The following is a 25463-nucleotide window of genomic DNA, read 5'->3' as shown; positions in this document are numbered from 1 at the left end:
TCCTATCTCATTCCACTAACGAACTTAAACATCATACGTAACACCAATGTATAGTCTGCCATCAGGTAAGTCACTAGGATGAATGCCTACATTTTCCCAAGAAGTTAAAACGGTATTTGCTAACTTCTCAAATACCATATGATCGTCCCATGATCCATAATTAGTATATAACTTTTGTAATTCTAAAGGAATTACATCTATTACTCCTTTAAGATATGGGACAGACTCAAGAATCTCTTTATACTGCTCCTCTGAAAAACTCTCATTTATACTGTGGAAATAGCCAAGGAAATATGCATATGTTTTTAGGAGATATGAAATATGACCTTGAATTTCTCTAAAAAGCTCCCCTACGTCTAAATGTCCTTGATATTCTTCTTTGGCTTTTTTACAGCGGTCCAGTGTCTCAGGAATTGCTTCCAGAAATGATTCAACATACATATGATGATCAGATGGTTTAGAAGTTGATGATAATCTAGTTGCTATGTACTCACTCCAGATAAGATCTGCGTGTATATAGGATACTTGACGAACAGTACCGTTTTCCCCAGCATACAGATCCTCTATCTCAGCCACATGGAACAGATCAAATTTTAGAATGTCGTCATGCACATGACACAACTCATGATGGAAAATATGTACCGCATCTGAACTCGTTTCCTCGTTAAACATAGATAAAACAATACCAGGGTGAATAACAATGTTGCAAACAAGTATTTCATTTTCGACATAGGTAAGCATCTTGGCTACTGCAAGTGCCAAACCATTGTCAGTATATCCGGTACGCAATCCATTCTTCTTTTGAAAATCAATTAACTCTACACCGAAATCATGTGGAACGAGTATGAGCTTGAGTGAATCTAACTGAAGTACAGGTCTAACTGAATCGACTAATTTGGTTATTCCCTCCCGAATAGTAGCTTTCTCTTCATCAGTCCATGGATAATTAATCTGTATCTCCATAACAGTCACCTCTTTCACTCCTAAATTGGTTTATTCATTTTCTTGAGAATTGTAGTAAAGATGTATACCAGATTTTTTGCCGTCACTTATGGCACTATTCGCCCGATACACCTGCTCCCTCAGCAGAAACACCCGCATCAACCGACGCGGGTGTTTCATGCGGCCGAACTTTACTCATGCCCTATTTGGATTTGTTCATCGCTTTATAGAACGCTATTGTATTGTCTAGTTTTACTTTTACATCCCATGTATCAATTCTTTTTTTATGCATTTTGAATACCATGCCAAAATGTTGTTTTCTATAATTGATAAGGCTGGGATCACTTGCCCAGTTAATTACATACTGTTCCTCAACTTTTCCGTGCTTTTTGGGAACTTGATACTCCGCTATTAGTTTTTGATTCAAAGCAAGCTCTAGTGGCGACTCATCCATACTATTCATATACTCAACGCACTGAGAATCGACCGTACACCCCGACCACTGCTGATCTTTTTCAATCTTATATGCTTGTGTTAAGGCATTTCCAAATACATTTACATGATCAGAATGTCTTTTGACCGAAAGTTCTCCCATTGAAATCCCACCTCTCAACGGAACACCTCGTCTAAGGAAATTTACCATCAGCTCCCGGACGGAGCTGATTAGATATAATATCGTATACTCGCTTATCTCGGGAATCCAAAGAATAATACTATCCGAAACCTGTAGAACGTGTATTTCTGGAAGCAGATCAATAAATCCCTCATTGACCTCTCTAATTTTATTCAAGCTTTCTACTTTCGGAGTCAGTTTAGTGTCGTAAAGTTTTGATATATCATCGAGTTTATTTTTTTCAATCATCTCCCTAAACCCGAGAATATCCATGAATGCAACAACTGCATTGGTTGTCATTGTACTACCACCTTGCAACATAATATTAGGGTCATAATTCCTAAAACATTTTCACATATCTATATCCCACTTCTCGTGCTGACAAATATTATTACTTACGCGGTTTGTTAAATGGTAATTCAAATGTTTGTACTTTCGGATCCTTCTACTTACCACAATCATACCACGGATATGGAAAACATTTTCGTATTTGGTCACACAAAAATCCCCCTAGAACGAGTCTCAAGGGGGATTTATACGCACTTTCTTCACCATTTCCTCAGTTCTCTTGCCCCATCTATACTCAGAATTTTTCGCCGTCACTTATGCACCGATTTTCCCAATTAATCTGAGATGCCCGGTAAACCTGCTCCTTGGTGCGGATAGGTCGTGCGGCCGAAGGAGAGCTTCTTGTCGGCGCTGGATAGGACGGCGAGCAATTTCCTCTTTTAACAGAATCACGCTTGAGGATAGCAAGCGCGTCCGCAGCGTGGAACTCACCTTCAAAGAGGAGACCGAGTAGCATTTTTTAAGTGTAGCCCCTTCCACGATATCGGAAGGGGCTTTTCCTTGGTCAGGAAAAGCCCTAATGTTAAATTACCAAATCACTCTAGACGTTTGAATCTATTCCCATATACAGAACGCTTGTGGCAATAACCGGATGCAGGGTACAATCGAAAATGTAACGATTGTAATTAAGGAGGCTCTCGTGATGGGACGGACTAGAGATGTTAAGCAAGAGATTACAACGATACTTGCACAACTAAAGCGTCTGGATGAAAACTTCGAAGATAGAATGGATGAATTCAGTAAGGACATCCAAGTTTCATCTGCAATAAAAAACAAAAAGAAGCGAATCTTAAAACTTGAAAGACTACGCGATGAATTAAGTGGATACTGCACTAGAATATATCAAGCAAATCAAAGAGCTGAAGGCATGTATAAACGTAATTCAAGCCCGACGAAAAGCCTGCAGGAGTTGAAAGAAGCGCTAGAACGCCGTTTCTACAATGACGAACAGGAAGAACATCTAAAGAGCTTGAAAGAATGTAGGGACAACTCTGCCCATCCTAACCCGTACTGGATACCAGTGAAGTTTCTTGGAGAGGCCAAAAATCATCTGGGGTTAATTAAAAATGCCATCCAGCATTTAGACTCTTTAAATCTAACAGATCAGGTCAGTATTAGAAGAGAAGTAGCAAGTCAGGATTCATTCATTGACAGAAAAGTTACTTCAATACAAGATATTTTCAATGAGCTTAATGAATTACTTTCCGTAAAACGCGCTAATGAATAACAATTCAATTTTTCGCCGTCACTTATGGTACGGTTCCCCCCGGTTAATCTTAAAAGCCCGATAAATCTGCTCCAGAAGCAGAACCCTCATTAATTGATGAGGGTACGTCATGCGGCCGAAGGAAAGCTTCTTGTCGGCGCGCGACAGAACGGCAGGCGACAAGCCTAGCGAGCCTCCGATGACAAAGGCGATGGAGCCGCCGCCGTATACGGCTTGGCGCTCCAAGTGAGCGGCGAGCTGCTCGCTCGTCCATGTCTCGCCGTCGATGGCAAGCGCGACGATGTGCGCATCGGGCCTTAGCGCCGATAGGATTCGCTCTCCCTCGCGCGCGCGAACTTGATCTTCCTCCGCCGGGCTCATCGAATCCGGCGTTTTCTCGTCCTGCAGCTCGCGAATGTCCAGCCGAGCATAGGCGCCGAGGCGTTTGGCGTACTCCTCGATCGCTCCGACCCAATACTTCTCTTTAAGCTTGCCTACGCATACGATCTGAATTTGCATTCCGACATTCCCCTTCCGATGCACCATTTATGTTTCCAAGCTTACCCTATTCCCGCCTTCCCGTGCAAAAGGGCGAGATCCGACAGTGCCGTCAACCTATAACGAATAGCCCTGTTCGCCATTCGAACAGGGCTATTCGCTTCAACCGTTTCTCGCAATACCGTCGTTCCTACTCGCTTGCTCCGCCGATAATATTTTTCACGCGGCCAACTTGACCGTCTTGCAGCCTCACCTTGATCCCATGCGGGTGCTGTGGGGAATTCGTAAGAAGATCCTTCACGATGCCTCTCGTCGTCTTGCCCGTGCGTTGGTCTTGCTTTAATACGATATCGACTTCAAGCCCCGGCTTTACGTCGGCGCGAATACGTCCGTTTCCTGCCATATTACATTCAACTCCCATGCGTCATGCTCAATCTATCCGCTTATCGTAACATAAACGCCGAAGAACCAAAAACCGGTCGAGTCTCGGAAAAGAGCCGACCGGTCGCGAGTTAAGCTTTATTTGATCGGAACCGTCGTCGGATTGGACGCAGTTGCAGCTGTAGTTGCTTGGTGAGCTTTGTCCTTTTTTAATCCGGCGGCAACCAGGAGGACAAGAAACGCTCCGCTAATAGACCACAGAATGGTCGCATTGTCGCCGGCGGCATCCCATCCACCGAAGTACATAACTTCTCTCAGCCCGACGGCTCCAAAGCGCAAAGGCGTCCAAGAATAGATCCAATCCCGGGTCGTCTGAGTCAGGAATTCAGGCGCCATGTTAAGAAGCGGCATGGAGAAGAACATAAGAAGAACCAAGATCGCCATCGCAGGGAAGCCGATCCAATTCAGCAACGTGGATTGAATAAGGAAGAACGTCGCCCCTACCAGCCACAAGAATAACCAAGTTTCCCCGGCTTGCGCGAGCTCCATTCCGTACCAAGAAGAAGCCATCCATACGAGAAATCCGGATGCCGCGCCCACGAGCGCGATTCCGCCGACGGGCTGCCAAGCCAGCGTCGCCCATTTGCGCGCTCCGGCTTTCATCGCCGCCCCTCTCGCCAAGAACAAGATGACGCCGGCAACCAAGCTACCCATCCACATGATCTGGGCAAGCAATCCCGGAGCATTGCCGGTAGCATTGTTCGTTCCCACCGCATGCACCGTCTCATCATGCACGTTAATCGGGGAGAGCAGCGCTTGCGCGACCGATACGGGGATCTGCTGCGTCTGTTGGCCCAATTGTTCGAGCATCGTCTTGGACAGTTCCGCGTTGACCATTTTCATCGCTTGACCGAGTCCCTGCTTCACGACGGTTGCGGCCGGGGAATTAAACCCCTCGTTGGCGATAATTTGAACGGTCGCAGGCTTCGGCGAAGGACCCGTAAGCGATGCGACTCCCGCGCTAAGATCGGCCGGCAAGATCAATGCTCCATAGTACTCCCGGCTATCCAGTCCGGCACGCGCTTCTTCCTCCGATCCGACGACCGTCCAATGGATCGGCAACTGCGTATTCGAAGTCAGCTTCTGCTTCATCATCTCTCCAACCGCGAGCGTCGCGCCATTCGGGAGATTTGCCGGTTGATCCATGACGACAAGCGCCACCGGAACGTCCCTCGGCTTCGTCCCCAACATCGAACCCATCATCGCGGCTCCGAATACGATCAGCACGACCAGAACCCCAGCCGTTCCGATCCATAATATTTTTTGTTTGAAAATCGACATGATTCCCATCCGCTCCTTCTCTCTGATAATGAACAAATTGTTGATTAACGTTCATGTTGTTCATTATAATGAGAAGGTGAAAAACTACAATAATCACTTCAGGCGGACTGTGATCATTACTCATCAAGTTCGCCGGATTGTGTTCATTAACTCGATAAATAGGAGCGAAATTTCTTCATGACAGAGAAAATCGACCGCCGGCAAATCCGTACGAAACAGCTTCTCTACCAAGCACTCATGAGCCTAATCGAGGAAAAGGGCTTCGAGAACGTCACCGTCACGGATATCGCGAACCGCGCGGAAGTGAACCGGGGAACGTTCTATCTCCACTACCGGGACGTTCCGGACATGCTTCATCAATTGAAGGAAGAAGTGTTCGGATTTATTCAGAATGCCGTCCGTACACTCAATCCCCTGGAAGTCAGGGAATACGCCTATAAAGACGAACCTTACCCCAAGTTCATCGCCATCTTCGAGGAAGTCGGCCGCCATGCCGAATTCCTCAAGGTGATGTTCGGCCCGAAAGGCGATATCTCCTTCGCGATCAAAGTTCGGGAATCGATCGCGTCCCAAATCTACAACAAATGGACCCCCTTTCAGCAGCAGGACATTGATACCAAGCTCTTGATTCCTAGAGACTACCTAATCGCTTACATGTCCTCCGCCAACATCGGCATTCTGATGCATTGGCTCGCTTCCGGCTTGAATTATACGCCTTACCAGATGGCCATGATGATGACCCGGATCGTTAATCACGGTCCGATCGTCGCTTCCGGACTTATTGATGGGCTGACCCCGTAACCGATCCATGGTTCGCAGCTATGCCAACCGCCGGAACGATAAAAAAGCCTTCAAGCGACGCTCCGTTCAGGAGTCCGCTTGAAGGCTTTGCTTAATGATTATCTGCCGCGAGAAGCCCCGCGACCGCCGCTGCGTCCGCCGCCAGCCGGGCCTTTCGGCCCTTTGAAGCCGCCGCCAGAACGACCGCCGGACGATGGACGTCCGCCGCCGAAGCTACTGCCCCCGCTACTACGCGAATCGGACTTGCGTCCGCCTTTGGAGAATCCAGCGCCTGCGCTCGGACCCTCCGACCGACCACCGCGGCCGCCACCGAACCCTGCGCCGCCGCCAGAACGACCGCCGCGTTCCTCGCGACGCTCGAACCCGCCCTTCTCGCCCACACGCCCGGCTGCCAGCCGCTCGGTCGAGTTCCTACGGCTCGCTCCGCCGGCGCTTTTGCCGCCGCGCGCAGCGTCCGAGCTACTACGCTCGGCCTTCGCCGCTTCGCGGCTCTGCCATTGCTCCACGTACTCGCCCGCTCTCGACGCTCGCGAGCTAGCTCCCGCCGGTCTCGCGGCCGCCGAAGCCGGCGCTCCGCGCCGCCCTTCTCCAGCTCCGCCAAACGCCGTCGCCCGATCGCCGCCACGAGCACCGCCCGCGCTACTACCGCGTCCTCTACCAGCTCCGGCTCCCGCTCTTTCTCCTGTCCCGGCTCTAGAACCTCCCGTCCTAGAACCTACGCCCGCCGATCTCGAACCCGCGGACCTGGAACCCGCGCCACTCGCGCGACCTCCCGAACGTCCGCCGCCTTCGCCGCTTCCGCCGCGCGAACGCGGAACCTTGCCGCCCGGTCGGCCCAGACCGCCGCTGCTGCGCGGGCCTTCCAAGCCCCCGCCGCCAAGAGGAGCGCCTTCTTCGCTTCTGCGTTCCATCGCCATCTGGATGCCGTTCTCGATATCCGCGAACTCGCGGCGATCTTTAGGCGCGATTAACGTAATCGCGAGACCTTTTTCGCCCGCACGTCCCGTCCGTCCGATCCGGTGAATATAGCTCTCCACGTCCAGCGGCACGTCGTAGTTGAACACGTGCGTTACGCCTTCGACGTCCAATCCGCGCGCGGCCACGTCCGTCGCCACGAGCAATTGCAGCCTAGCGTCGCGGAATCTCTTCATGACTTGCTCCCGCTTCATCTGCGACAAATCGCCGTGCAACTCGTCGGACGAATAGCCCATCTCTTGCAGCGCCTCGTTCAACGTGCTTGCCCGGCGTTTCGTCCGGCAGAAAATAATGCTCAAATAAGGCTGAGTCGTCTCCAACAGCTTCACGAGCGTATCTTGCTTCGCACGGTCGGAAGTCTCGACGACCCATTGGCGAATGTCTTTTACCGTGACGCGTTCGGTCTTCACCGTGATATGCTTCGGACTGCGCAGAATACGTCCGGCCATCTCGCGAATCGAAGGCGGCATCGTCGCGGAGAACAGCATCGCTTGTTTCTTGTAAGGCGTCTGATTCAGAATCTCCTCGACGTCTTTAATGAAGCCCATGTGCAGCATTTGATCCGCTTCGTCGAGTACGAGCATTTTCACTCCGCCCAGCGTGATCGTCTCTCTCCGCAAGTGGTCGAGCAATCTGCCCGGCGTCGCGACCACGATGTGCGTGTCGCCTTTCAGCTTATGCAGTTGCGCTTCCACGTCCTGCCCGCCGTATACGGCCAATACCTTGATTCCGTCCTCGCGGGTTAGCAGCTTCTTGATCTCCGCAGTAATCTGAATCGCGAGCTCCCGGGTTGGCGTCAAGATCAGCCCTTGTACCATCGCCGCGTCCGCCCTGATTTTGTCCAGCATCGGCAGCACGAAAGCAAGCGTCTTCCCCGTCCCCGTCTGCGCTTGGCTGATGACGTCATAACCTTCCTTGACGACCGGGATCGTCTCCTCTTGCACCGGCGTCGGCGTCACGATTCCATTTTCCTTAAGAATCGCCACCCTGCCTTCCGATACTCCCAATTTTGCGAAATCCGTCATATGATCCACTCCAATATTTTTAGGCTACCCAAACCAAACAAACTCGGCAGCACCGTCACTCGACACAACGATCCAATCCATCCGATTCCTTTAGCCATTACCCTCTATCCTACCACATTCCGCCGCCCTGCATGTAAAATAAACAATCCCCGCCACTCCTTGAGGGAGGATAACGGGGATTTTACTGTTGTAACGAATGTCTCCGACGGGTGTCCAATGCCGCAACCATCCTGCCGGACTTGATCAAATACTTCAAATCTTGCTTCACGTTCCTCGCGCTATGGCCAAAACAATCCCTTGCTTATGTAATAAATTTAATATCCGGCACCTGACGACGAATAATCCTCCTGCTTCTCCGCATTACGGAAATAGAGCATCATTAAGCCGAGTACGATCCCGAATATGCCTAACGTAACGAGATGAATGAAACCGTAACATAACGTAGATACATTTAATCCCACCGAGAACAACAGGATCCAAGCGACCACGACAAGAAAATAGATTCCGCCCACCGTAATCAATCCGAAGTATCCGGGGATCATGCTGCGGGAACGCGAACTGTTGCTGATGTATTGCAACGTGGCTCCGTATAGGATCGACTCGGCGAATATCAACGCGCCTAGGGACAGCCAAGTGTGCCCGGCCCTCGCAAACGGCAGTCCGACGAGAAGCACGAGCGCCATCGTAACTACAATCGCAAGCGCGTATATTCCGGTAAAGATGCGGGCGTACAGCCTTTGATCGCTCATCGGACGCCTCCTATTCGATTCGTTTGTTCCCGCATTCCAAGCAGAACTTCTGCCGGGCCTTCACGTCATGCTGACACTGCCCGCACTTCAAAATCATGCTTGCTCCGCAGTTTATGCAGAACTTTCTAATACTATTTTCCTATTCTATGTCCAGCAAAATTCTCCTTTGAATATTCTGTAAGAACATAAGATTTCTTTCGGCACGCCAAATAACCCGCTCCCCCTCTCGCGAAAGGTAACGGGTTGCCGCACGTATATAAAGCCGGCTATTTCGACCATCCTAGAGAAAGGAGGTGAGATACGCTATGGCTAAAGATGTAATGTGCGAAGTAAACTCCTGCAAGCATTGGGCGCCTGGGAACGCCTGCAACGCTTCTTCTATCTACGTCGTAAACAACCGCAACAAGTCGGCCTCCCATTCGGAAGAGACGGACTGCAAAACGTTCGAAGCGAAGATCTAAAGCCGGGGCTCTCTCATGCAGCCTGACGGGAACTCAAAGGCATCCCTTGAGGATGTCTTTTTTGTTTGGCTTTGGTATCGGCGCTTTCTTCGTCGGCATTGTTAGTCGGTGTCGTTAGTCAGTGTCGTTAGTCAGTGTCGTTAGTCGGCATCGTTGTTTGTCGGCATCGTTGTTTGTCGGCATCGTTGTTTGTCGGCATCGTTGTTTGTCGGCGTCTTCGTTTGTCGGCATCGTTGTCTTCGCCGCCGGAGTCCGCGCTTTCTCCCACGCCTTTATTGTAACCTACATTGAGAACAATTATCACTTATGTAACCCCAATTTTCTTCTTTATGCGAAGAAACTTTTGTCTCTCAACGTTTCCGCGACCCCTCCAGTAAAATAACGACGATATTCAACTACTTCCCCGGAGCCGGTCATGCACAATTCGAAAAAGCCACCCTACGGGGTGGCTCCATGATTATCAAACTTCTTATCAATCTTGCCTGCTGGCTATTAGGGCTAGCTGGCACTCGTGACTCCTGCGAAAGCGTGCCGAGCCCTCATATTTCCACCAATCCCCCGACTGCGAGATACCCAGCACTTCACCAATTACTTGTCGCTTAATTCCACTTATCCTCCACCAATTTCGCGCTCTGCATTTATCCAACTAACTAACCGCTTACTCCTATCAGCCTCATCTAATAGGGCTTCCTCGCTAATCAGGTTTTACCCCACTGCGCGCCTCCGGAAGCTGCCTTTGCAAAGCTGTAAGTGAAATTGTGCAGAATGTTGGCTGCAGTACGCTCACAGCGTACTACACGAGTGAAAACGAGCGGAGTGTTGGCTGCAGTACGCTCACAGCGTGCTACACGAGTGAAAACGAGCGGAGTGTTGGCTGCAGTACGCTCACAGCGTGCTACACGAGTGAAAACGAGCGGAGTGTTGGTTGCAGTACGCTGACAGCGAGCTACACGAGTGAAATCGAGCAGGATGTTGGCTGTAGTACGCCGACAGCGTGCTACAAGAGTGAAATTGTGCAGGATGTTGGCTGCAGTACGCTGATAGCGTGCTAACTGTCAGGTTTTACCCCACTGTATGCCTCGAAGGTTACCTTTGCAAAGCTGTAGTTAGGTTTTACCCAACTACGCGCCTCGAAAGTTACCTTTGCAAAGCTGTAGTCAGGTTTCACCCAACTACGCGCCTCGAAAGTTACCTGTGCATAGTTGTAGTCAGGTTTTACCCAACTACGAGCCACGAAAGTTACCTTTGCAAAGCCGTAGTCAGGTTTTACCACAGCGCAACCCCCGATTATTTCCGATGCATCTTGAATTCAAGGAACAGCTCGTTATAGTGGGAGAGCATCTTCTTCCCGAGATTCTCGTACACCTCGAGCTTGTTGGTGAGCTCTTCCTTCGGGTAGAAGCGTTCGTCCTGCGAGATCTCCTCCGGCAGCAGCTCGCGTGCCTTCGCGTTCGGTGTCGCGTAACCGACGTATTCGGCATTCTGGGCGGCATGCTCGGGGTCGAGCATGAAGTTGATGAACTTATGCGCGCCCTCGATGTTTCTCGCCGTCTTGGGAATGACCATGTTGTCGAACCAGACGTTGGAGCCTTCCTCGGGAATGACGTAGTCGAGCTTGTCGTTCTCCCCCATGATCTCCGCCGCATCTCCGGACCAGACGACACCGACGGCTGCCTCTTCTTGGGCGAGCAGCATTTTGATCTCGTCTCCTACGATCGCTTTGACGTTCGGGGTCAGCGTACCCAGCTTGCGCTTCGCTTCCTGAAGGTGATCCTCGTTCGTGTCGTTGAGCGAGTAATGCAGGCTGTTCAGCCCGAAGCCGATAACCTCGCGCGCGCCGTCCACGAGCAGAATCTGATTGCGCAGGTCCGGACTCCACAGGTCGTTCCAGCTCTTGAACGTCTTGCCGCCAAGCAGGTCCGAATTGTAGATGATCCCGACCGTCCCCCAGAAATAGGGAATCGAATATTCATTGTCCGGATCGAAGCTTAGATCCAAGAACCGAGAGTCGATGTTGGCGAGATTCGGAATTTTGGAGTGGTCGATGGGCAAGAGCAGATTGTCTTCTTTCATTTTCTCGATGGCGTATTCGGACGGGATACTGATATCGAACGTCGTGCCGCCCTGGGAAATCTTCGTCATCATCGCCTCGTTGGAATCGAATGTCTGGTAAATGACCTTCAGTCCGGACTCCTTCTCGAATTCGGCAATAAGCTCGGGGTCGACATAATCGCCCCAGTTGTAGATCGTTAGCGTATTGGAGCCGGAATAGCCCTCCGAGGAATTCAGATAGGACGTAAAGTACATCAGGCCGCCCGCAACGATGAACACGGCGATGAATAAGCGAACGAGCTGCTTCATGGCTGCTGTACCCCCCACTCCGGCCGACGGTTGCCCCGACGGGTCAGGAAGTAATAACCGACGACGAGAATCATCGTAAACAAGAAGATAAGCGTCGACAATGCGTTAATCGAAGGCGAGATGCCGTGGCGAGCTCGGGAATAGATTTCTACCGACAGGGTGGAGAATCCGTTGCCCGTAACGAAGAACGTAACGGCGAAGTCGTCGAGCGAATACGTGAGCGCCATGAAGAATCCCGCGAAAATGCCCGGACGAATGAACGGAATCACGACCTTCGTCACCACGCCCCATCCGCTTGCACCTAAGTCGCGCGCCGCGTCGAGCAGCGTCGGGCTCATTTCCTGCAGCTTCGGCAGCACCATCAGCACGACGATCGGTACGCTGAAAGCGATATGAGAGAGCAGCACCGAGACGAAGCCCAGCTTAATGCCGATCATCGTGAAAAAGATCAAGAACGAGGCGCCGATGATAACGTCCGGGCTCACGATGAGCACGTTATTCATCGCGAGGAGCGCGTTACGCGGCTTGCTTCGGCGAACCCGATCGATCGCGAGGGCGCCGACAACGCCGAGGATCGTCGAGATGGCCGACGAGAATAGCGCGATGACGACCGTGTTCAAGACGATAATGAGCAGTCTCGTGTCATGGAATACTTCGTCGTACCATTCTAACGTGAACCCCTCGAAGCCGTGCATCGTGCCCGCGCTGTTGAAGGAGTAATACATCAGATAAAGAATAGGCGCATACAGCACCAGGAAGACGACGACCAGATACAGTTGGGATAGCTTGTTGTTTTTGCTCATCGGATCGTATTCCTCGCTCCCCGGTTGCCGGTGGCGATCATGATAACCGCCATGACGATAATTAATAAAACCGCGATCGCGGAGCCCATACCCCAATCCTGCGTAACGAGGAAATGTTGCTCGATCGCCGTACCCAGCGTCACGACCCGGTTACCCGCGATCAGACGCGTAATCATGAAGAGCGAGAGCGCGGGGATGAACACCGCTTGGCAACCCGCCTTCACCCCTCCCAGCGTAAGCGGGAACACGACGCGCCGGAACGTCATCCACGGGGATGCGCCGAGATCGCGGGACGCGTAGAGGAGCGAGGGGTTAATCTCCTCCAAGGAATTGTAGATCGGCAGAATCATGAACGGGATAAAAATATACACCGACACGAACACGAAGCTGAAATCGGTAAATAGAATTTGCTGCGTACCGATCCCCACCCAATCGAGGAACGAATTCACGAATCCGTAGGTACCGAACAAGCCGATGAAGGCGTAAGTTTTGAGCAGCAGGTTAATCCAGCTCGGCACGATGATGAGCAGCAGCCAAAGCTGCTTATGCTTCGTGCGCCTGAGCCAATAGGCCGTCGGATAGGCGACGAGCAGCGAGAATAACGTGATTAAGAACGCGTACCAGAACGAATTGAAGGTCATCCGTAGATAGACCGGCGTCAGGAACTTCTGGAAATTACCCCAAGTAAAATGCCCCTCAACGTCGAAAAAGGAATCGTACACGATCAAAATGATCGGGGTAGCGACGAAGAGCAGCATCCAGGCGATATACGGGATGAGATACAGATTCCGCGTCTTAGTCATTGCGGGCACCGCCGACCGTCGGAGTCGGGACGCTCGAGTCCGGCTCGTGGCCGGCGTAAGCTTCCAGCCTGCGGTCGAACTCCTCTTCCGTCTCGCCGAAGCGCATGACGTGGATCGCCTCGGGGTCGAAGCGAAGACCGATGCTTTCTCCTACGATCGCCTTCTTCGTAGAATGCACCAGCCACTCGTTACCCGCTTCGTCATAGCCGCTTATCTCGTAATGAACGCCGCGGAATAGTTGACTGTCGACTTTAATGAGGAGATCGCCGAGTTCCGTCGACGTGATCTCCAGATCCTCCGGGCGGATCATGATCTCGACCGGCTCGTTAGGCGAGAAGCCTTGGTCGACGCATTCGAACCGCTTGCCCGCGAATTCGGCCTGGAAGTCTTGGATCATGCGACCCGGCACAATGTTAGACTCCCCGATGAAATCGGCCACGAAACGGTTGATCGGCTCATCGTAGATGTCCGTCGGAGTTCCGCTCTGCTGGATCTCTCCCTGGTTAAGGACGAAGATTTCGTCGGACATGGCGAGCGCTTCCTCTTGGTCATGCGTGACGAATATAAAAGTGATGCCCAGCCGCCGTTGCAGCTCCCGCAGCTCGTATTGCATCTCTGTGCGAAGCTTTAAGTCCAGCGCGGAGAGGGGCTCGTCCAGCAGCAGAATTTCCGGCTCGTTCACGATCGCGCGGGCAATGGCCACGCGTTGCCGCTGACCGCCGGACATCTCGGAAATCTCGCGGTTCTCGTAACCGTTCAAATTGACGAAACGAAGCGCCTCCATCACCTTCTCGGCGATGGCGGCGTTTTTCATCTTCTTGATGCGAAGACCGAACGCGATATTCTCGAATACGTTCAGATGCGGAAACAGCGCGTAATCTTGAAATACGGTGTTTACCTGACGCTTGTCCGCCGGTACGTCGTTGATGATTTTCCCGTTAAAGGAAATCGTCCCTTCCGAGGGCTCGATGAAGCCCGCGATCAACCGCAAGATCGTCGTCTTCCCGCATCCCGACGGTCCGAGCAGCGTGTAGAACTTGCCGCGTTCGATCTCGAAGCTGACGCCGTTCAGTACCGTGTCGTTGTCGTATTTTTTCGTTACGTTCTCGAAACGTATGATCGTTTTGTTGTCTGTCATCTCCGTTTGGCTTCCTCATTTCGGGCCATTTCGCCCCTAGTGTCGTTGATCTTATTATACATAAAAAAAGAGAACCCCGCGCCAAGGCGCCGCGGATTCTCCTCCCCTATGAATTACGCCACGATTTCCACGCCGCCTTGCTGCAGCTGGTACATCGCGTAATACTTCCCGCCCTGCTGCATTAGCTCGTCGTGACTGCCGCGTTCGGTAATCCGGCCGCGATCAAGCACGAGAATCTGGTCTGCCGCGCGAATCGTCGACAGCCTGTGGGCGATGACGAACGTCGTACGGCCCCGCTTCAGCACGTCGAGCGCGCCTTGGATGATCGCTTCCGTCTCCGTATCGATGCTGGCCGTCGCTTCGTCCAGAATGAGAATCGCCGGATCGAAGGCGAGCGCTCGGGCGAAGGAGATGAGCTGCCGTTGACCTGCGGACAACGTGCTGCCCTTCTCGATAACCGGCTCATCCAAGCCTCCCGGCAACTGCATGAACATGTCGTAAGCGCCGACGTCGCGCAGCGCTTGCTCGACCTTCTCCCGCGAGATCGTCGGGTCGTCCAGGCTAACGTTGGAGGCGATCGTTCCGGTGAACAGGAACGGATCCTGCAGCACGATGCCCATATGCTGGCGAAGCTGCTGCTTGGTTAACTCCCGCACGTCGATGCCGTCGATCAAGATCTTGCCCCGCTCCACGTCGTAGAACCGGAACAGCAGGTTCAGAATCGAGCTTTTGCCCGAGCCCGTATGGCCGACCAACGCGACCGTCTCGCCTTGCCGCGCGCGGAACGTGATGTTCTTCAGGACATCCTCGCCCGGCTTGTAGCCGAAAGTGACGTCCTCGAAGGTTACGTTGCCTTGGTACCTTTCCATCTTGCTATCCGACACTTCGATGCCCGGTTCGTCGAGCAGGGAGAACACCCGCCCCGCGGATACGCGGGCAACCTCCAGGTTCGACAATTGGTTTACGATCCCGACGATCGGCTGCATCATCCGGTTCATGTAATCGATGAAGGCGTAGAGTACGCCGACCGTTACCGCCGCTCCCAGCCAATCTCCCGCGAACATCCAGATCACCGTAATGAACAGGACGTTGCGAAAAACGTTAACCAAGTTGTGCGAGGTAAGAGAGTTCAGAGTCAGCATCTTGTTCTGATACTTATAATAGTCGTCGTTCATCTCGTTGAACTCGCCCATCGTCATTTTCTCTTTGCGGAACGCTTGGATGATCGGCATCCCTTGGATCGACTCGTTGATCATCGCGTTAATGTCGCTGAGACGCGTGCGAATAACGTGGTTGTATTTGGCCGCGTATTTGCGGTACACGACGATCCAGACGTACAGGATCGGAATGAACGGCATCGCGATGAACGCCAGGTTGGTGTCCAGCAAGAACAACGCGCCGATAATGGCAGCGATGTAAATCATGCCGGAGAAGAAGTTCGCGAGAACCGATACGTACAGCTCGCGGATCGCTTCCGTGTCGTTCGTCACCCGGGCGACGACTTTACCCGCGGGCAAAGTATCGAAATATTGAACCGGCAGGCGTTGGATATGCCGGAAAACGTCGTTGCGCATCTTGCGAACGATGCGGTTGGCGGATACTTGAAGAAGCAATCTCTGCCAATACGACAGCACCGCGCCGATCAGAAGCAAGCCCACGTAACTGATCGCCAGCAGGATAATGCTGCGGAACTCCGGCTTATAGAACTCGTAAGTCTCGCCTTTGGTCATCTGCACGGCCGGGTATAGCTGCGAGCTGCCGTCTTCGTTCTTGATCGTCAGCCCGCCGTTCCCGAAAACGCGTTTGCCCGTCGCCGGAACGCCCGGGGCATCGACGAAGAAATACTTGCGATCGGCCTGCAAAATACGTACCTCGCGGCCCTTCGTCTCGCCGTCTTTCCAGTGGTCTTCCCGTTTGTACCAACTGTCCCCGTAAGCTACCGCGTATTTCTCGTCTTTCGTCGTCTCGTACCACGGCTTCTCTACGCCCATAATATTCGTATCGATCATCCGCTTAGCCAAGAACGGACCGACCAACTCGACGCCTACCGCCAATAGCAGCAGGACGAGCGCCAGGATAATCGGTTTTTTATAGAAAAGAGCATAATGGAACAATCTTTTTCCGATGTTGTTACCCATTGGTTAATGTCACCTACGTTTCATCATTGAATCTTCGTATTCCTTTGTTTCCAAGCCCATATCTCTTCGTCCTATCAACTACGCTTCCACGATGGAAACGAGCTGCTGACGGTCGTATTGCTCCTTGTACCAGCCGCCCAATTGCAGCAGCTGTTCGTGCGTGCCTTCCTCCGTAACGCGGCCTTCGTCAAGCACGACGATCCAATCCGCATGCTGTACGGCCGTTAGCCGGTGCGTCGTGATGATCGTCGTCTTGCCTGCGCGCTCCGTCCGTATGCCTTCGAGAATTTCCGTCTCTGTCTTGGCATCTACCGCTGACAGCGCGTCATCCAGCATCAGAATCTCGGGATCGGCGATGACCGCTCTCGCGATGCTTACGCGTTGCTTCTGTCCGCCGGACAGGGCAACGCCCTTCTCCCCGACGAGCGTCTCCAAGCCTTCCGGCAAGAACGCGACGTCCTTGCGGAACGAAGCCAGTTCTAACGCGCGGTTCAACCGCTCTTCGTCCTTCGCCTCGTCCGAAGCTCCGAACCAGATGTTCTCGCGGATCGTCTTGCTGAACAAGATCGGTTGCTGCGGCACGTAGCCGATCCAGCTTTTTAACCTTTCGCGTTCCAGCTCGGCCAAAGGAATTTCCCCGACCGTCAAGCTTCCGTCGCCCATCGGATATTCGCGCAGCAGCTGCTTGAGGAGCGTCGTTTTCCCGCTTCCCGTCCGTCCGACGACCCCGAGCGTCTGTCCCCGTTTCAGCTTGAAGCTGATGTCCACTAGATTGTCGATGGAAGACGAAGGGTACCGGAACGTCACGCGATCGAAGGCAATCGATTCGGGAACGTCTATGTTTACCGGAGCTTCGCTCTCTAAGACGTCTTCCTTCGATCCGAGCGTCTCGTTGATCCGGTCGAGCGAGGCATTACCACGTTGCATGATATTGATCAGTTCGCCGATCGCGAACATCGGCCAGATGAGCATCCCGAGGAACATGTTGAACGAAACCATCTCGCCCAGGGTAATTTCTCCCCGGAACACCAGCACGGCTCCGTAACACAAACCGATCAAATAGCTCATTCCCACCAAGATTTTTACCGTCGGCTCGAACACGGCGTCGATCTTCGCGACCTGTATGTTTTTGTTGAAGACGTCGTCCGCCGTATCGCTGAACCGCTTGCGATCCGCTTCCTCTTGCACGAACGCCCGCACGACGCGAACGCCGGATACGGATTCCAACACCTGATCGTTGAGGTCTCCGAAAGCATCCTGCGATTTCATGAACCGTTCGTGGATTTTCTTGCCGAAGTGTTTCATGAGCAGCGCCATGATCGGGAGCGGCAGCATCGCGGCAAGCGTAAGCTTCCAGCTGATCAATCCGGCCATGACGATCAGGATCGTCGTCATGAACAACGTCGAATCGATAAGCGTAAGGATACCGAAGCCCGCCGTGACCGATACCGCGCCGAGATCGTTCGTCGCCCGGGCCATCAGATCGCCGGTACGGTTACGCTCGTAGAACGTCGGGGTCATTTTCAGCAAATGCCGCATCAAGCGCGAACGAAGCGTTCGCTCCAGCACGAATGACGCGCCGAACAACTGCGACCACCATACGATCGTGATTAAATAACCCACGACCGTAAGTCCGCCCCAGAACAAGAGTAGCTCCGTCAGTTTGCCCGAAGTCAGCGTGTCTTGCTGGATGCCGTCGACCGCTACGCCGATAAGCTTGGGAGGTATGACGTCCATGACTCCCACGAGCGTTAACAGGAACACCGCGATCGTGTACCTTTTCCAATGCATTTTGAAAAACCAACTTAATTTCTTCAGTACGATAAACATATCTATGAGTTCACACCCTTCTGAATCGGCTAGATCCTATCGGATCCTACTTCCTTCCTCTACCTAGCCGCACGTTACAAACGTATGCTATCGTCCTTGGGACGACAGAACCGTTTTACTTGATGAAAGAACAAAAAAGGCATACCGCCGTAAGCGATACGCCTCGCAGAAGATGGATAACCATCCTCGCCCGCACTCGTCGCTTAAGCGGCCAATTGCCGCCAAAGCTCCCGATTGCGATAAAAAAGGCGCACGATTACGTCACCGTAACCATGCGCCTCGCCACGTCTTGCCGGAGATTCCGGAATCTCCAGACCGTTAGCGATTGTTCGCGAGGGGGTTACGTACAACGATTGCGGCAACATTGCCATGAGGCATATCGAATCCATCGAATCGACCAGCTCCGTTAATCATCTTCGTAACCCCCTTTCCGTTCATCAAAGTATATTTGCAACTTTAACATCGTCACCCAAATGCTGTCAACGGGTTGGAAAAAATTTTTCAGGGTAATACCTTAAATACAACCGTTCTGAATTCCGGGGGAGCTGAGGCTCGTGTGGTTCATCGTCACTTACATTGCAATCGTCCTGCTAGTCATCGAGATTGCCGTCGTCCTCATGCGCTCCACGGGTTTGAAATACGACATCGCCCGTTTCCAGGTCATCTCCTTGCTTACGAGCACCGGATTTACGACTAGAGAATCCGAGCTCATCCTCGGTCATCCCGTTCGCCGTCGCCTGGGCATGTTCCTCATTTTGTTCGGAGTGTTCTCGCTTGCGGTCATCATCTCTTCGATCAGCAGCATTCTGGCTCCCGAATTCCGGATTTCCGGGCTTGCCGTCATCCCTGCTCTGCTTGCCGTCATTTTGTTGCTGCTAAAGCTTCCGGCCGTGGGGCCGCTGCTTCAGAGCAAGTTCGCCATGCCCCTCGAACGCAAATTCGAGGTGGACGAACTGCCGATCAACGATGTTCTCCTGCATTGCGACGACGATACGTTCATCGATATTCCGATCGGGGCGGACTCCGCGCTAATCGGACAAACATTGGATAAACTATGGCTAAATCATTCCGACGCGGATATGAACGTCCTATTCATCGGGAGAGGCGCCGAGACGGTACGGAAAAATCGTATGACGACGAAGCTGGAGCAAGGGGATGTCCTCTACCTCTACGGCGAGTCGGGCCATATCCGGCGAGCCTTCGATATGGAGCTTCGGGCGAGAGAACGAATACCCGCCGACGAGAGAAAAGCGTGGTCTTGGATGGAAAGGGGGAGCTGATATGCTCATTGCCAAGAGCGAAGATCCGACGCTTACCAAAGCGGCTTTTCAGTTCCTCTTCCCCTTCTCGCTTGAGCGCGACTGCCATGATCGATTGCGAGACAGCTTAATTCAGCAAGGGTACCAGCCTTTTGAGTTGGGGAATCTAGAGCTTGAAAATCGATTTTACGGACCGGATAATCGCATATCCCACCGGGATATGGAAAGATACTATTTGCCCTTCACGAACCACGTGCTGTTCCCCGGCTCCAACGACCCGGAGGCTTTCCGCCGGTTAACGAGAGCGACCGATTTAGCGGCGGTTCTGCATTTCTTCAACCGGAGTATCCGGTTCACGATCCATTCCGCGGACGTCGTGCTCTGCCCGTTCCATACCGGATTTCTCACGCTACGCGCGGAGATCGACGCCGAGCAGAGCGTTAGCTTCAGCGAAGCGCTGGAATTCGGCGACCGCATGCGCCACCTTCAAGACTCGAATACGCTAGATAGGGCCGCATTCGTCGAATGCGGCGACCAACGGTTCATGGAGATCGAGAAGTTCGTCTTCCAAGCGATCGTCCCGCACCTCTTGCCTTTCTTGGACCGTTCCCCGATGGAGGGCACGTATTTCGAGAAATTGCCCTTCTTCATGGATCAGCGGATGTTCGTGATCGGCTTCTGCGCGTTCCCCGAGGATACCGACATTACGCTGCTGCACCGCTATCGCGCGGGAAGGCTGGACGGCTTGGATCCGGAAGGCAACGCAAGGATCAGCGCTAGTCATAAGCCCTACATGGAGCGTTACGCCGACAACTTCGAATACAACCGCTGGGCGCCGAATACCTACTACGTCACGGACGAGACCTGCTTCATCTGCCTGACGCGGGAGAAGCTGACTACGGCTAACCGGCTAGCCAATCAGATGTATGGCGAGTATTATTACGGGCTGCTTCTGAACCTTTTTCACCGGATCGTGCTGCTGAAATTGTCGGTCGCTTATTCGCGCGTCCAATTGGAGCGCAAGCAAGAGCATACGGAAGACCTCATCCGGGACATCACTTGTTTCTCCGCCAAGTATTACTTCGTGGAAATCGTCGCTCAGACGCAAGGGAGGGAAATCTTCCATCAGCTCCGCAACGTGTACGGAAACGACAAGCTGTTCGAGGACGTCAAACAAACGTTGAACGACCTGTTTAAATACCAGGAAAAGCATGCCTCCAAACAATCGGGCTACTTGCTCACGATTTTGACGATCTATACGGTCATTAGCGGCATCTATGGGATGAACCAAGTCATTGACGACCTTGAAGGCGACTATTCATGGTCGTTCCTCAACGATTATTCCTTGTTCCAGTGGATCGCGTTCGTCGTTACGTTCACGGGCCTTACCGTCGCTTTCCTGCTCGTCATCGGCGTCCTCTGGAAATGGGGGAGAGATTTCATTCGGCGGCAGCGGAATTAAAGCGGCTAAAGCGATTCGGCGGGGGTGGAGTTCGGTTTCGCCGGACTACAGCTACTCAGTGGTGATATTGGAGGCTTATAGTTGGGTTTTACCTGACTACAGTTGCTCATCCGCTACTTTCGAGGCACGCAGTTCGGTTTCGCCGGACTATAACTTCCGCGAGGCTGTTTTCGTGGCACGTAGTTCGGTTTTGCCGGACTGCAGCATCCGCGAGGCTGTTTTCGTGGCACGTAGTTCGGTTTCGCCGAACTGCAACTGCCCCGATATTACTTATGTACCAGGCACGCAGCCTACAAGTTTCTCCACGAAAGTCCCATCAACAGCAAAAGATGCCTTCGGAACGCTATGTAGATAGCGAAACCGAGGCATCCTCCAACTATAAACCAATGCGGTCTTCCCTTACGCTATCCCTACAGACAAGGCAGTCCCCAGAAGCGCCGCAAACGCGGGCTTATCCTCGTCGGACAGTTTCCCGTATAATGTGCCGGCATCAAAAGCTACGAAAGCTACGGATAAGCCACCTCTCCGGATGACCATAGGCTTTCCTTGCGAGCTGCGCAACAAGACCTCGCCGTCGGGGACAAGCCTCAGCTCCGCGACCAGCACGTCCAACCGAGGCTCGGTATGTCCTTCGATGTTAGGTGCCTTATCCGTCGGCAAGATATCGAAGCCGACGAGTCTGGCACCGAATATTTCAGCAAGACTATCGGACGGCCCCCTAACGGCGACGGCACCGTGCTCGTTGAAGTAGCCGGTCCCGAAGCCGCCGACAAGCCGTACTCCCCGCGCAGCCGCGCGCCTCATCGCCTCTAGCACGCGCTCCCCGGCAACCGTCGTATAAGGGAGCACGCACACTTCTCCCGAAGTCCACTCCTTCGCCGCGAATTGTTCGTCATCGAGGAATTCAACTCGATAACCCCATTCGAACAACAGCGAGTGCCAGCCTCTCAGCGCGGTGTCCATCGTCGGATCGGGATCGAAGCCCGAAGCCAGTAACAAGCTGTCCCTGGAGTAGTGAACGTAAGCGATCGGCCTGCTTAGGAGCCTGCCTTGTTCCGCTCTGCCTTCTTCCAGAATTCCGGGAAGAGCTTCCGTCAATTCATGCGGAGAACCGTCGAAATCGACCAATCCGTTCATCCCGATCTCTTGTCCGCCGGTTAACGGCCTCCACAGGAAGTAGAGAATCCGTTCAGCGCCGTGGGCGATGAACGTCTTGGTGCTTTCGCGCAGAAACTCCGGTCCCCACATTCCGCCGACGAACGTCATTCTCCAAGGCAGCCGGTGCGGTCCCGCCTGCGTCTCGCTCACCCAGAATTCCGCGCCTCCCGCAGCTGCTGCCGAACGCATCAAGTCGCTCGAGAAAGCGAGCGCCCTCCGCTCCTTGCCCGCATCCCGCTGGAATACGTACATATCGATTCCCGCGTAGTCCAAGCCCTCGCATTGATGCCAATAATTTTGGCCTAACCAGCAGCTCTCGACCGTGCCGACTTCGGGGATGTTCGTTCCGATGGCGATGTCCGCCCGAATCGACTTCAGCAGATCCCGCTGCCAGCGGATTTGCTTGGTCACGTTCCAATCCCGGAACCGCATCCAGGCTAGCCAGAGACCGGGGTTTCCACCCGGAGAACGGGGAGGCTCGATTTCCTCCCACTCCGAATAGCTGCGGCTCCAGAAAGCGTTGACCCAAGCGGTATTCAACGAGTCGAGATCCGAATATTGCTCCCGCAGGTACGCTCCGAAAGCCTTAACCGTCTCCGGATGATAGTCGTAGATCGTCTCGCTGCCCAGCGATTCCCCCGATGTCGGCTCGTTATCGATCTGCCAAGCGACGAGCGCCGGATGGTCCTTATACCGGTCAGCCAGCTTCGCGATAACCCGTTCCGCCAAACGGATTGCTACCGGATCGTTATAGCAGATCATATGTCTCCCGCCCCGATGCGGCTGTCCGCGCTGATCGAGGAGCCTGACATGCGGGTACCTATGCAGCAGCCACGAAGGAGGCGCCGCCGTCGGCGTGCACAGAATGACCTGCAGCTCCAGCTTCAAAGCCAAATCCATAAAACGGTCGTAAGCGGCAAACTCGAACGCTCCTTCCCGCGGCTCTATCCAATGCCATGAGAACTCCCCGAACCGGACGATATCCAATCCGCTTTGCTTAATGAGACGCATGTCCCTTTCCCATTCTTTCTCTGGCCAATGGTCAGGATAATAAGACACGCCGCCTAATATCCGTTTGCTCATGATGTTCGTCCTCTCCCCCTGCTTAATTTCGAATCCACTCGAACGTTCCGGGCTGCACGACCGTCCGCTCTCCCGACCTCTCGTTCACGAACTCATAACTTTCCCGGCTTTGGTTCAGCACGAAATATCCGACCGGCTCGCCCTGGCTATCGTGCATCCGCATGCATTCCACTTGTTTCGGCAGCTCCCGCGTCTCGATGCCGATCGTTGGCAGGTCGTCCGCGAACAGCCTTCTCTGGAATGCCGCTTCAGCAAGCGTATGAATCATGACGAACTTCCCTTGCCCCTGTCTGCTCTCCGTTACCGCGGACGTTCCCCGTTCGATCGCCGGCTCTTCGACTTCCGCCAACACGCGCGTCCGATCCGCCGATCCGTCTCCATCCCTTGCCGTCTTGTTAAAATAACCCTCGTACGAGTAAGACTGTCCCCGATAAGAGAAGAGATAAGGCGCTTGCCCTTCCTGCGGCTTCGGCACGAACAACAGCTTCTGGTGCCGAACTCCCGTCAACGAGTTGATCCGGTCGATCGTCTCCCCGTATGCCCGCCAGTTATCTTCCGTCTTATGCATGAAATCGCCTGTCGCGTATACCGTTCCGCCCGCTTCCACGTAAGCTTCTACCTGACGAAGCCCCTCTTGGCTCATCAGGAGATGCACGGGGATAACGACAGCCCGATATCCGCTCATTGCGGCAAAATCATGAATAAAGTCGACACCGACGCCGAGTTCGAACAACGGAACATAGAACCGCTCGTAAAGCGCCTTATGATAATGCGTAGAGTTAAACATATGATTCACGTAGTACATCATCGAAGAATCGTAGGAATGCAGAATCGCTACGTCGTTCTTCGTCTTGAGATCCTTGAGAAAAGCCCCGTCTCCCCGAACCCATCCCACGACGTCTTTTAGAATGTCGTAGGTATCGCCGGGCGAGCCGTCATGCTCTACGACCCCGTAAAAATCCTGCTCGACCCCGTAGTTGATCTGTCTCCAGCTAAAGTAACAGACCAGTTCCGCTCCGCGTACGATCGACTGCACCGTTTGCGCGATAATGTCCCGCTGATCGGCTCCGAAATCCCGCAATCCGGTATGCTGTTCCAGCACCCAATGTTTCGCCTCCGGCTGGATGGACCGGTAGAGATCATGGTGGAAGGCCGCCAAGGATAGTTCCAGATCGTAGTTATCGAAAGCGACAACGTCCATCTCCCGATCCATGCGAAGGTCGAACTTGTCCGTCCAGAATACCGTAAAGCGGTTGGTCGTCACGGGAATATCGCCGAGATGCCGCTTCAAGATGCGATATTGCGACATTAGGAAGTCCTTCATCGAATCCGAATAGAAGTGCAGGTAGTCTTTTTTCATCGAAGGGTTGAAGAAGTTGACGTTGTGCCCGATCGGAAGAGGAACTTCTCTCCACTCCGTGAACTCCAAGCTAAAGAACGTTCCTCCCCATCGCCGGTTTAACTCCTCTACCGTCTTATATTTATTGAGCAGCCAGGCTTGGAAGGCTTTTCTGCAATAAGCGCAATAACAGATAAACTCCTCCCCGCCCAGCTCATTGTCGATTTGCCAGGCGAAAATGTCCGGGTGACCCGCGTAATGCTCCGCCATACGGGTGGTCATCCGGTCTGCGTAACGTCGGAAGTCGGGATTGTTGAAGCAATAATGCCTTCTCTCTCCCGGGCCGAAAGGCTTGCCTTCTTCCGTAACCGGAACCATGTCCGGATGCTTGTCGTACATCCACGGCATCGGAGATGCCGTCGGCGTGCACATAATGGTCTTGATTCCGTGGTCGGCGAATACTTGAATGGCGTCGTCCATCCATGTGAAGGCGAATCGTCCGTCCTCCGGCTCGAACTTGCTCCAGGCGAATTCGCCCGTGCGAATGAAATCGAATCCGATACCGTTCATCAGCTTGGCGTCTGCCGGCCACCTGCTCGCGTCCCATCTCTCGGGATAATAGGAGGAGCCCAGCCTTGGCGATCGTTGCGATGCATTCTCGTTTTCCATAGCGCTCGTTCCCTCGTTTCATGGCAGAGGATCCGGTAATCGGGCCGAAGCCCGTTCGCGGATCCTCCCTATCCATCGT

At 53.1% G+C, this 25463-nt stretch carries 23 protein-coding genes; 5 read left to right on the top strand and 18 right to left on the bottom strand.

Annotated features, from left to right (window positions below):
- Positions 1–24: 24 nt before the first annotated feature.
- Positions 25–963 (bottom strand): hypothetical protein, encoded by a 939-nt coding sequence (locus D7Z26_RS16430; protein ID WP_120978081.1) that lies wholly within the window; start codon positions 961–963, stop codon positions 25–27.
- 181 nt (positions 964–1144) lie between these two features.
- The gene (locus D7Z26_RS16425; protein ID WP_120978080.1) at positions 1145–1855 is read right to left on the bottom strand and encodes a hypothetical protein; all 711 of its coding nucleotides are present in this window, start codon (positions 1853–1855) and stop codon (positions 1145–1147) included.
- A 691-nt stretch (positions 1856–2546) separates the two neighbouring features.
- On the opposite strand from D7Z26_RS16425, the gene D7Z26_RS16420 reads away from it, so the two are divergent.
- Complete coding sequence (locus D7Z26_RS16420; protein WP_120978079.1) at positions 2547–3131, top strand: hypothetical protein; 585 nt, start codon at positions 2547–2549, stop codon at positions 3129–3131.
- 18 nt (positions 3132–3149) lie between these two features.
- Here D7Z26_RS16420 and rlmH read toward each other — a convergent pair whose 3' ends face one another.
- The 3 genes from rlmH to D7Z26_RS16405 form a co-directional block, all read right to left on the bottom strand.
- Positions 3150–3629 (bottom strand): 23S rRNA (pseudouridine(1915)-N(3))-methyltransferase RlmH, encoded by a 480-nt coding sequence (gene rlmH / locus D7Z26_RS16415; RefSeq protein ID WP_120978078.1) that lies wholly within the window; start codon positions 3627–3629, stop codon positions 3150–3152.
- Positions 3630–3798: 169 nt separating this feature from the next.
- The gene (locus tag D7Z26_RS16410; protein WP_120978077.1) at positions 3799–4011 is read right to left on the bottom strand and encodes a YwbE family protein; all 213 of its coding nucleotides are present in this window, start codon (positions 4009–4011) and stop codon (positions 3799–3801) included.
- Between the two features lie 116 nt (positions 4012–4127).
- On the bottom strand, positions 4128–5330 hold the full coding sequence (locus D7Z26_RS16405; protein WP_120978437.1) for a YhgE/Pip domain-containing protein: 1203 nt from the start codon (positions 5328–5330) through the stop codon (positions 4128–4130).
- Positions 5331–5507: 177 nt separating this feature from the next.
- Between D7Z26_RS16405 and D7Z26_RS16400 the strand changes: the two genes are divergently transcribed.
- Positions 5508–6131, top strand: a complete 624-nt coding sequence (locus D7Z26_RS16400; protein WP_120978076.1) for a TetR/AcrR family transcriptional regulator — start codon at positions 5508–5510, stop codon at positions 6129–6131.
- 98 nt (positions 6132–6229) lie between these two features.
- Here the strand turns inward: D7Z26_RS16400 and D7Z26_RS16395 are convergent, their stop codons facing one another.
- From D7Z26_RS16395 to D7Z26_RS16385, 3 genes are all read right to left on the bottom strand, one after another.
- Positions 6230–8131 (bottom strand): DEAD/DEAH box helicase, encoded by a 1902-nt coding sequence (locus D7Z26_RS16395; RefSeq protein ID WP_120978075.1) that lies wholly within the window; start codon positions 8129–8131, stop codon positions 6230–6232.
- A 314-nt stretch (positions 8132–8445) separates the two neighbouring features.
- Positions 8446–8880, bottom strand: a complete 435-nt coding sequence (locus D7Z26_RS16390) for a hypothetical protein (RefSeq protein ID WP_120978074.1) — start codon at positions 8878–8880, stop codon at positions 8446–8448.
- A gap of 10 nt (positions 8881–8890) precedes the next feature.
- Positions 8891–8995 (bottom strand): hypothetical protein, encoded by a 105-nt coding sequence (locus tag D7Z26_RS16385; RefSeq protein ID WP_267901012.1) that lies wholly within the window; start codon positions 8993–8995, stop codon positions 8891–8893.
- Between the two features lie 190 nt (positions 8996–9185).
- On the opposite strand from D7Z26_RS16385, the gene D7Z26_RS16380 reads away from it, so the two are divergent.
- Entirely contained in the window at positions 9186–9341 is a 156-nt protein-coding gene (locus D7Z26_RS16380) for a DUF1540 domain-containing protein (RefSeq protein ID WP_120978073.1), read from the top strand.
- 127 nt (positions 9342–9468) lie between these two features.
- Here the strand turns inward: D7Z26_RS16380 and D7Z26_RS27320 are convergent, their stop codons facing one another.
- The 8 genes from D7Z26_RS27320 to D7Z26_RS16340 form a co-directional block, all read right to left on the bottom strand.
- Positions 9469–9645, bottom strand: a complete 177-nt coding sequence (locus D7Z26_RS27320; protein WP_158602346.1) for a hypothetical protein — start codon at positions 9643–9645, stop codon at positions 9469–9471.
- 983 nt (positions 9646–10628) lie between these two features.
- A complete protein-coding gene (locus D7Z26_RS16370) occupies positions 10629–11702 on the bottom strand; it encodes an ABC transporter substrate-binding protein (RefSeq protein WP_120978071.1) in 1074 nt (357 codons plus the stop codon).
- Positions 11699–12505, bottom strand: coding sequence for an ABC transporter permease (locus D7Z26_RS16365; protein ID WP_120978070.1), 807 nt, complete (start codon positions 12503–12505; stop codon positions 11699–11701). Before D7Z26_RS16365 ends, D7Z26_RS16370 begins: the two co-directional genes overlap by 4 nt.
- Positions 12502–13308, bottom strand: coding sequence for an ABC transporter permease (locus D7Z26_RS16360; RefSeq protein ID WP_120978069.1), 807 nt, complete (start codon positions 13306–13308; stop codon positions 12502–12504). Before D7Z26_RS16360 ends, D7Z26_RS16365 begins: the two co-directional genes overlap by 4 nt.
- The gene (locus D7Z26_RS16355; protein ID WP_120978068.1) at positions 13301–14446 is read right to left on the bottom strand and encodes an ABC transporter ATP-binding protein; all 1146 of its coding nucleotides are present in this window, start codon (positions 14444–14446) and stop codon (positions 13301–13303) included. Before D7Z26_RS16355 ends, D7Z26_RS16360 begins: the two co-directional genes overlap by 8 nt.
- Positions 14447–14559: 113 nt before the next feature.
- Positions 14560–16584 carry an ABC transporter ATP-binding protein gene (locus D7Z26_RS16350; protein ID WP_120978067.1) on the bottom strand — a complete coding sequence of 675 codons (2025 nt, stop codon included), beginning with the start codon at positions 16582–16584 and terminating at the stop codon, positions 14560–14562.
- Between the two features lie 78 nt (positions 16585–16662).
- Entirely contained in the window at positions 16663–18414 is a 1752-nt protein-coding gene (locus D7Z26_RS16345) for an ABC transporter ATP-binding protein (RefSeq protein ID WP_120978066.1), read from the bottom strand.
- 203 nt (positions 18415–18617) lie between these two features.
- Positions 18618–18803 carry a hypothetical protein gene (locus D7Z26_RS16340; protein WP_120978065.1) on the bottom strand — a complete coding sequence of 62 codons (186 nt, stop codon included), beginning with the start codon at positions 18801–18803 and terminating at the stop codon, positions 18618–18620.
- 165 nt (positions 18804–18968) lie between these two features.
- Here D7Z26_RS16340 and D7Z26_RS16335 point away from each other — a divergent pair, with 165 nt between their 5' ends.
- Positions 18969–19694 (top strand): TrkA C-terminal domain-containing protein, encoded by a 726-nt coding sequence (locus D7Z26_RS16335; protein ID WP_120978064.1) that lies wholly within the window; start codon positions 18969–18971, stop codon positions 19692–19694.
- Position 19695: 1 nt separating this feature from the next.
- Positions 19696–21135, top strand: a complete 1440-nt coding sequence (locus tag D7Z26_RS16330) for a hypothetical protein (RefSeq protein WP_233566981.1) — start codon at positions 19696–19698, stop codon at positions 21133–21135.
- Between the two features lie 399 nt (positions 21136–21534).
- Here the strand turns inward: D7Z26_RS16330 and D7Z26_RS16325 are convergent, their stop codons facing one another.
- The gene (locus D7Z26_RS16325) at positions 21535–23376 is read right to left on the bottom strand and encodes a beta-galactosidase (protein WP_120978063.1); all 1842 of its coding nucleotides are present in this window, start codon (positions 23374–23376) and stop codon (positions 21535–21537) included.
- A gap of 22 nt (positions 23377–23398) precedes the next feature.
- Entirely contained in the window at positions 23399–25384 is a 1986-nt protein-coding gene (locus tag D7Z26_RS16320; RefSeq protein ID WP_120978062.1) for a beta-galactosidase, read from the bottom strand.
- Positions 25385–25463: the final 79 nt, after the last annotated feature.

Source organism: Cohnella endophytica (assembly GCF_003628305.1).
Taxonomy (GTDB): Bacteria; Bacillota; Bacilli; order Paenibacillales; family Paenibacillaceae; genus Cohnella; species Cohnella endophytica.
Note: the sequence above shows the minus strand (reverse complement) of the source record. Positions and strands in the feature narration are given on the sequence as shown.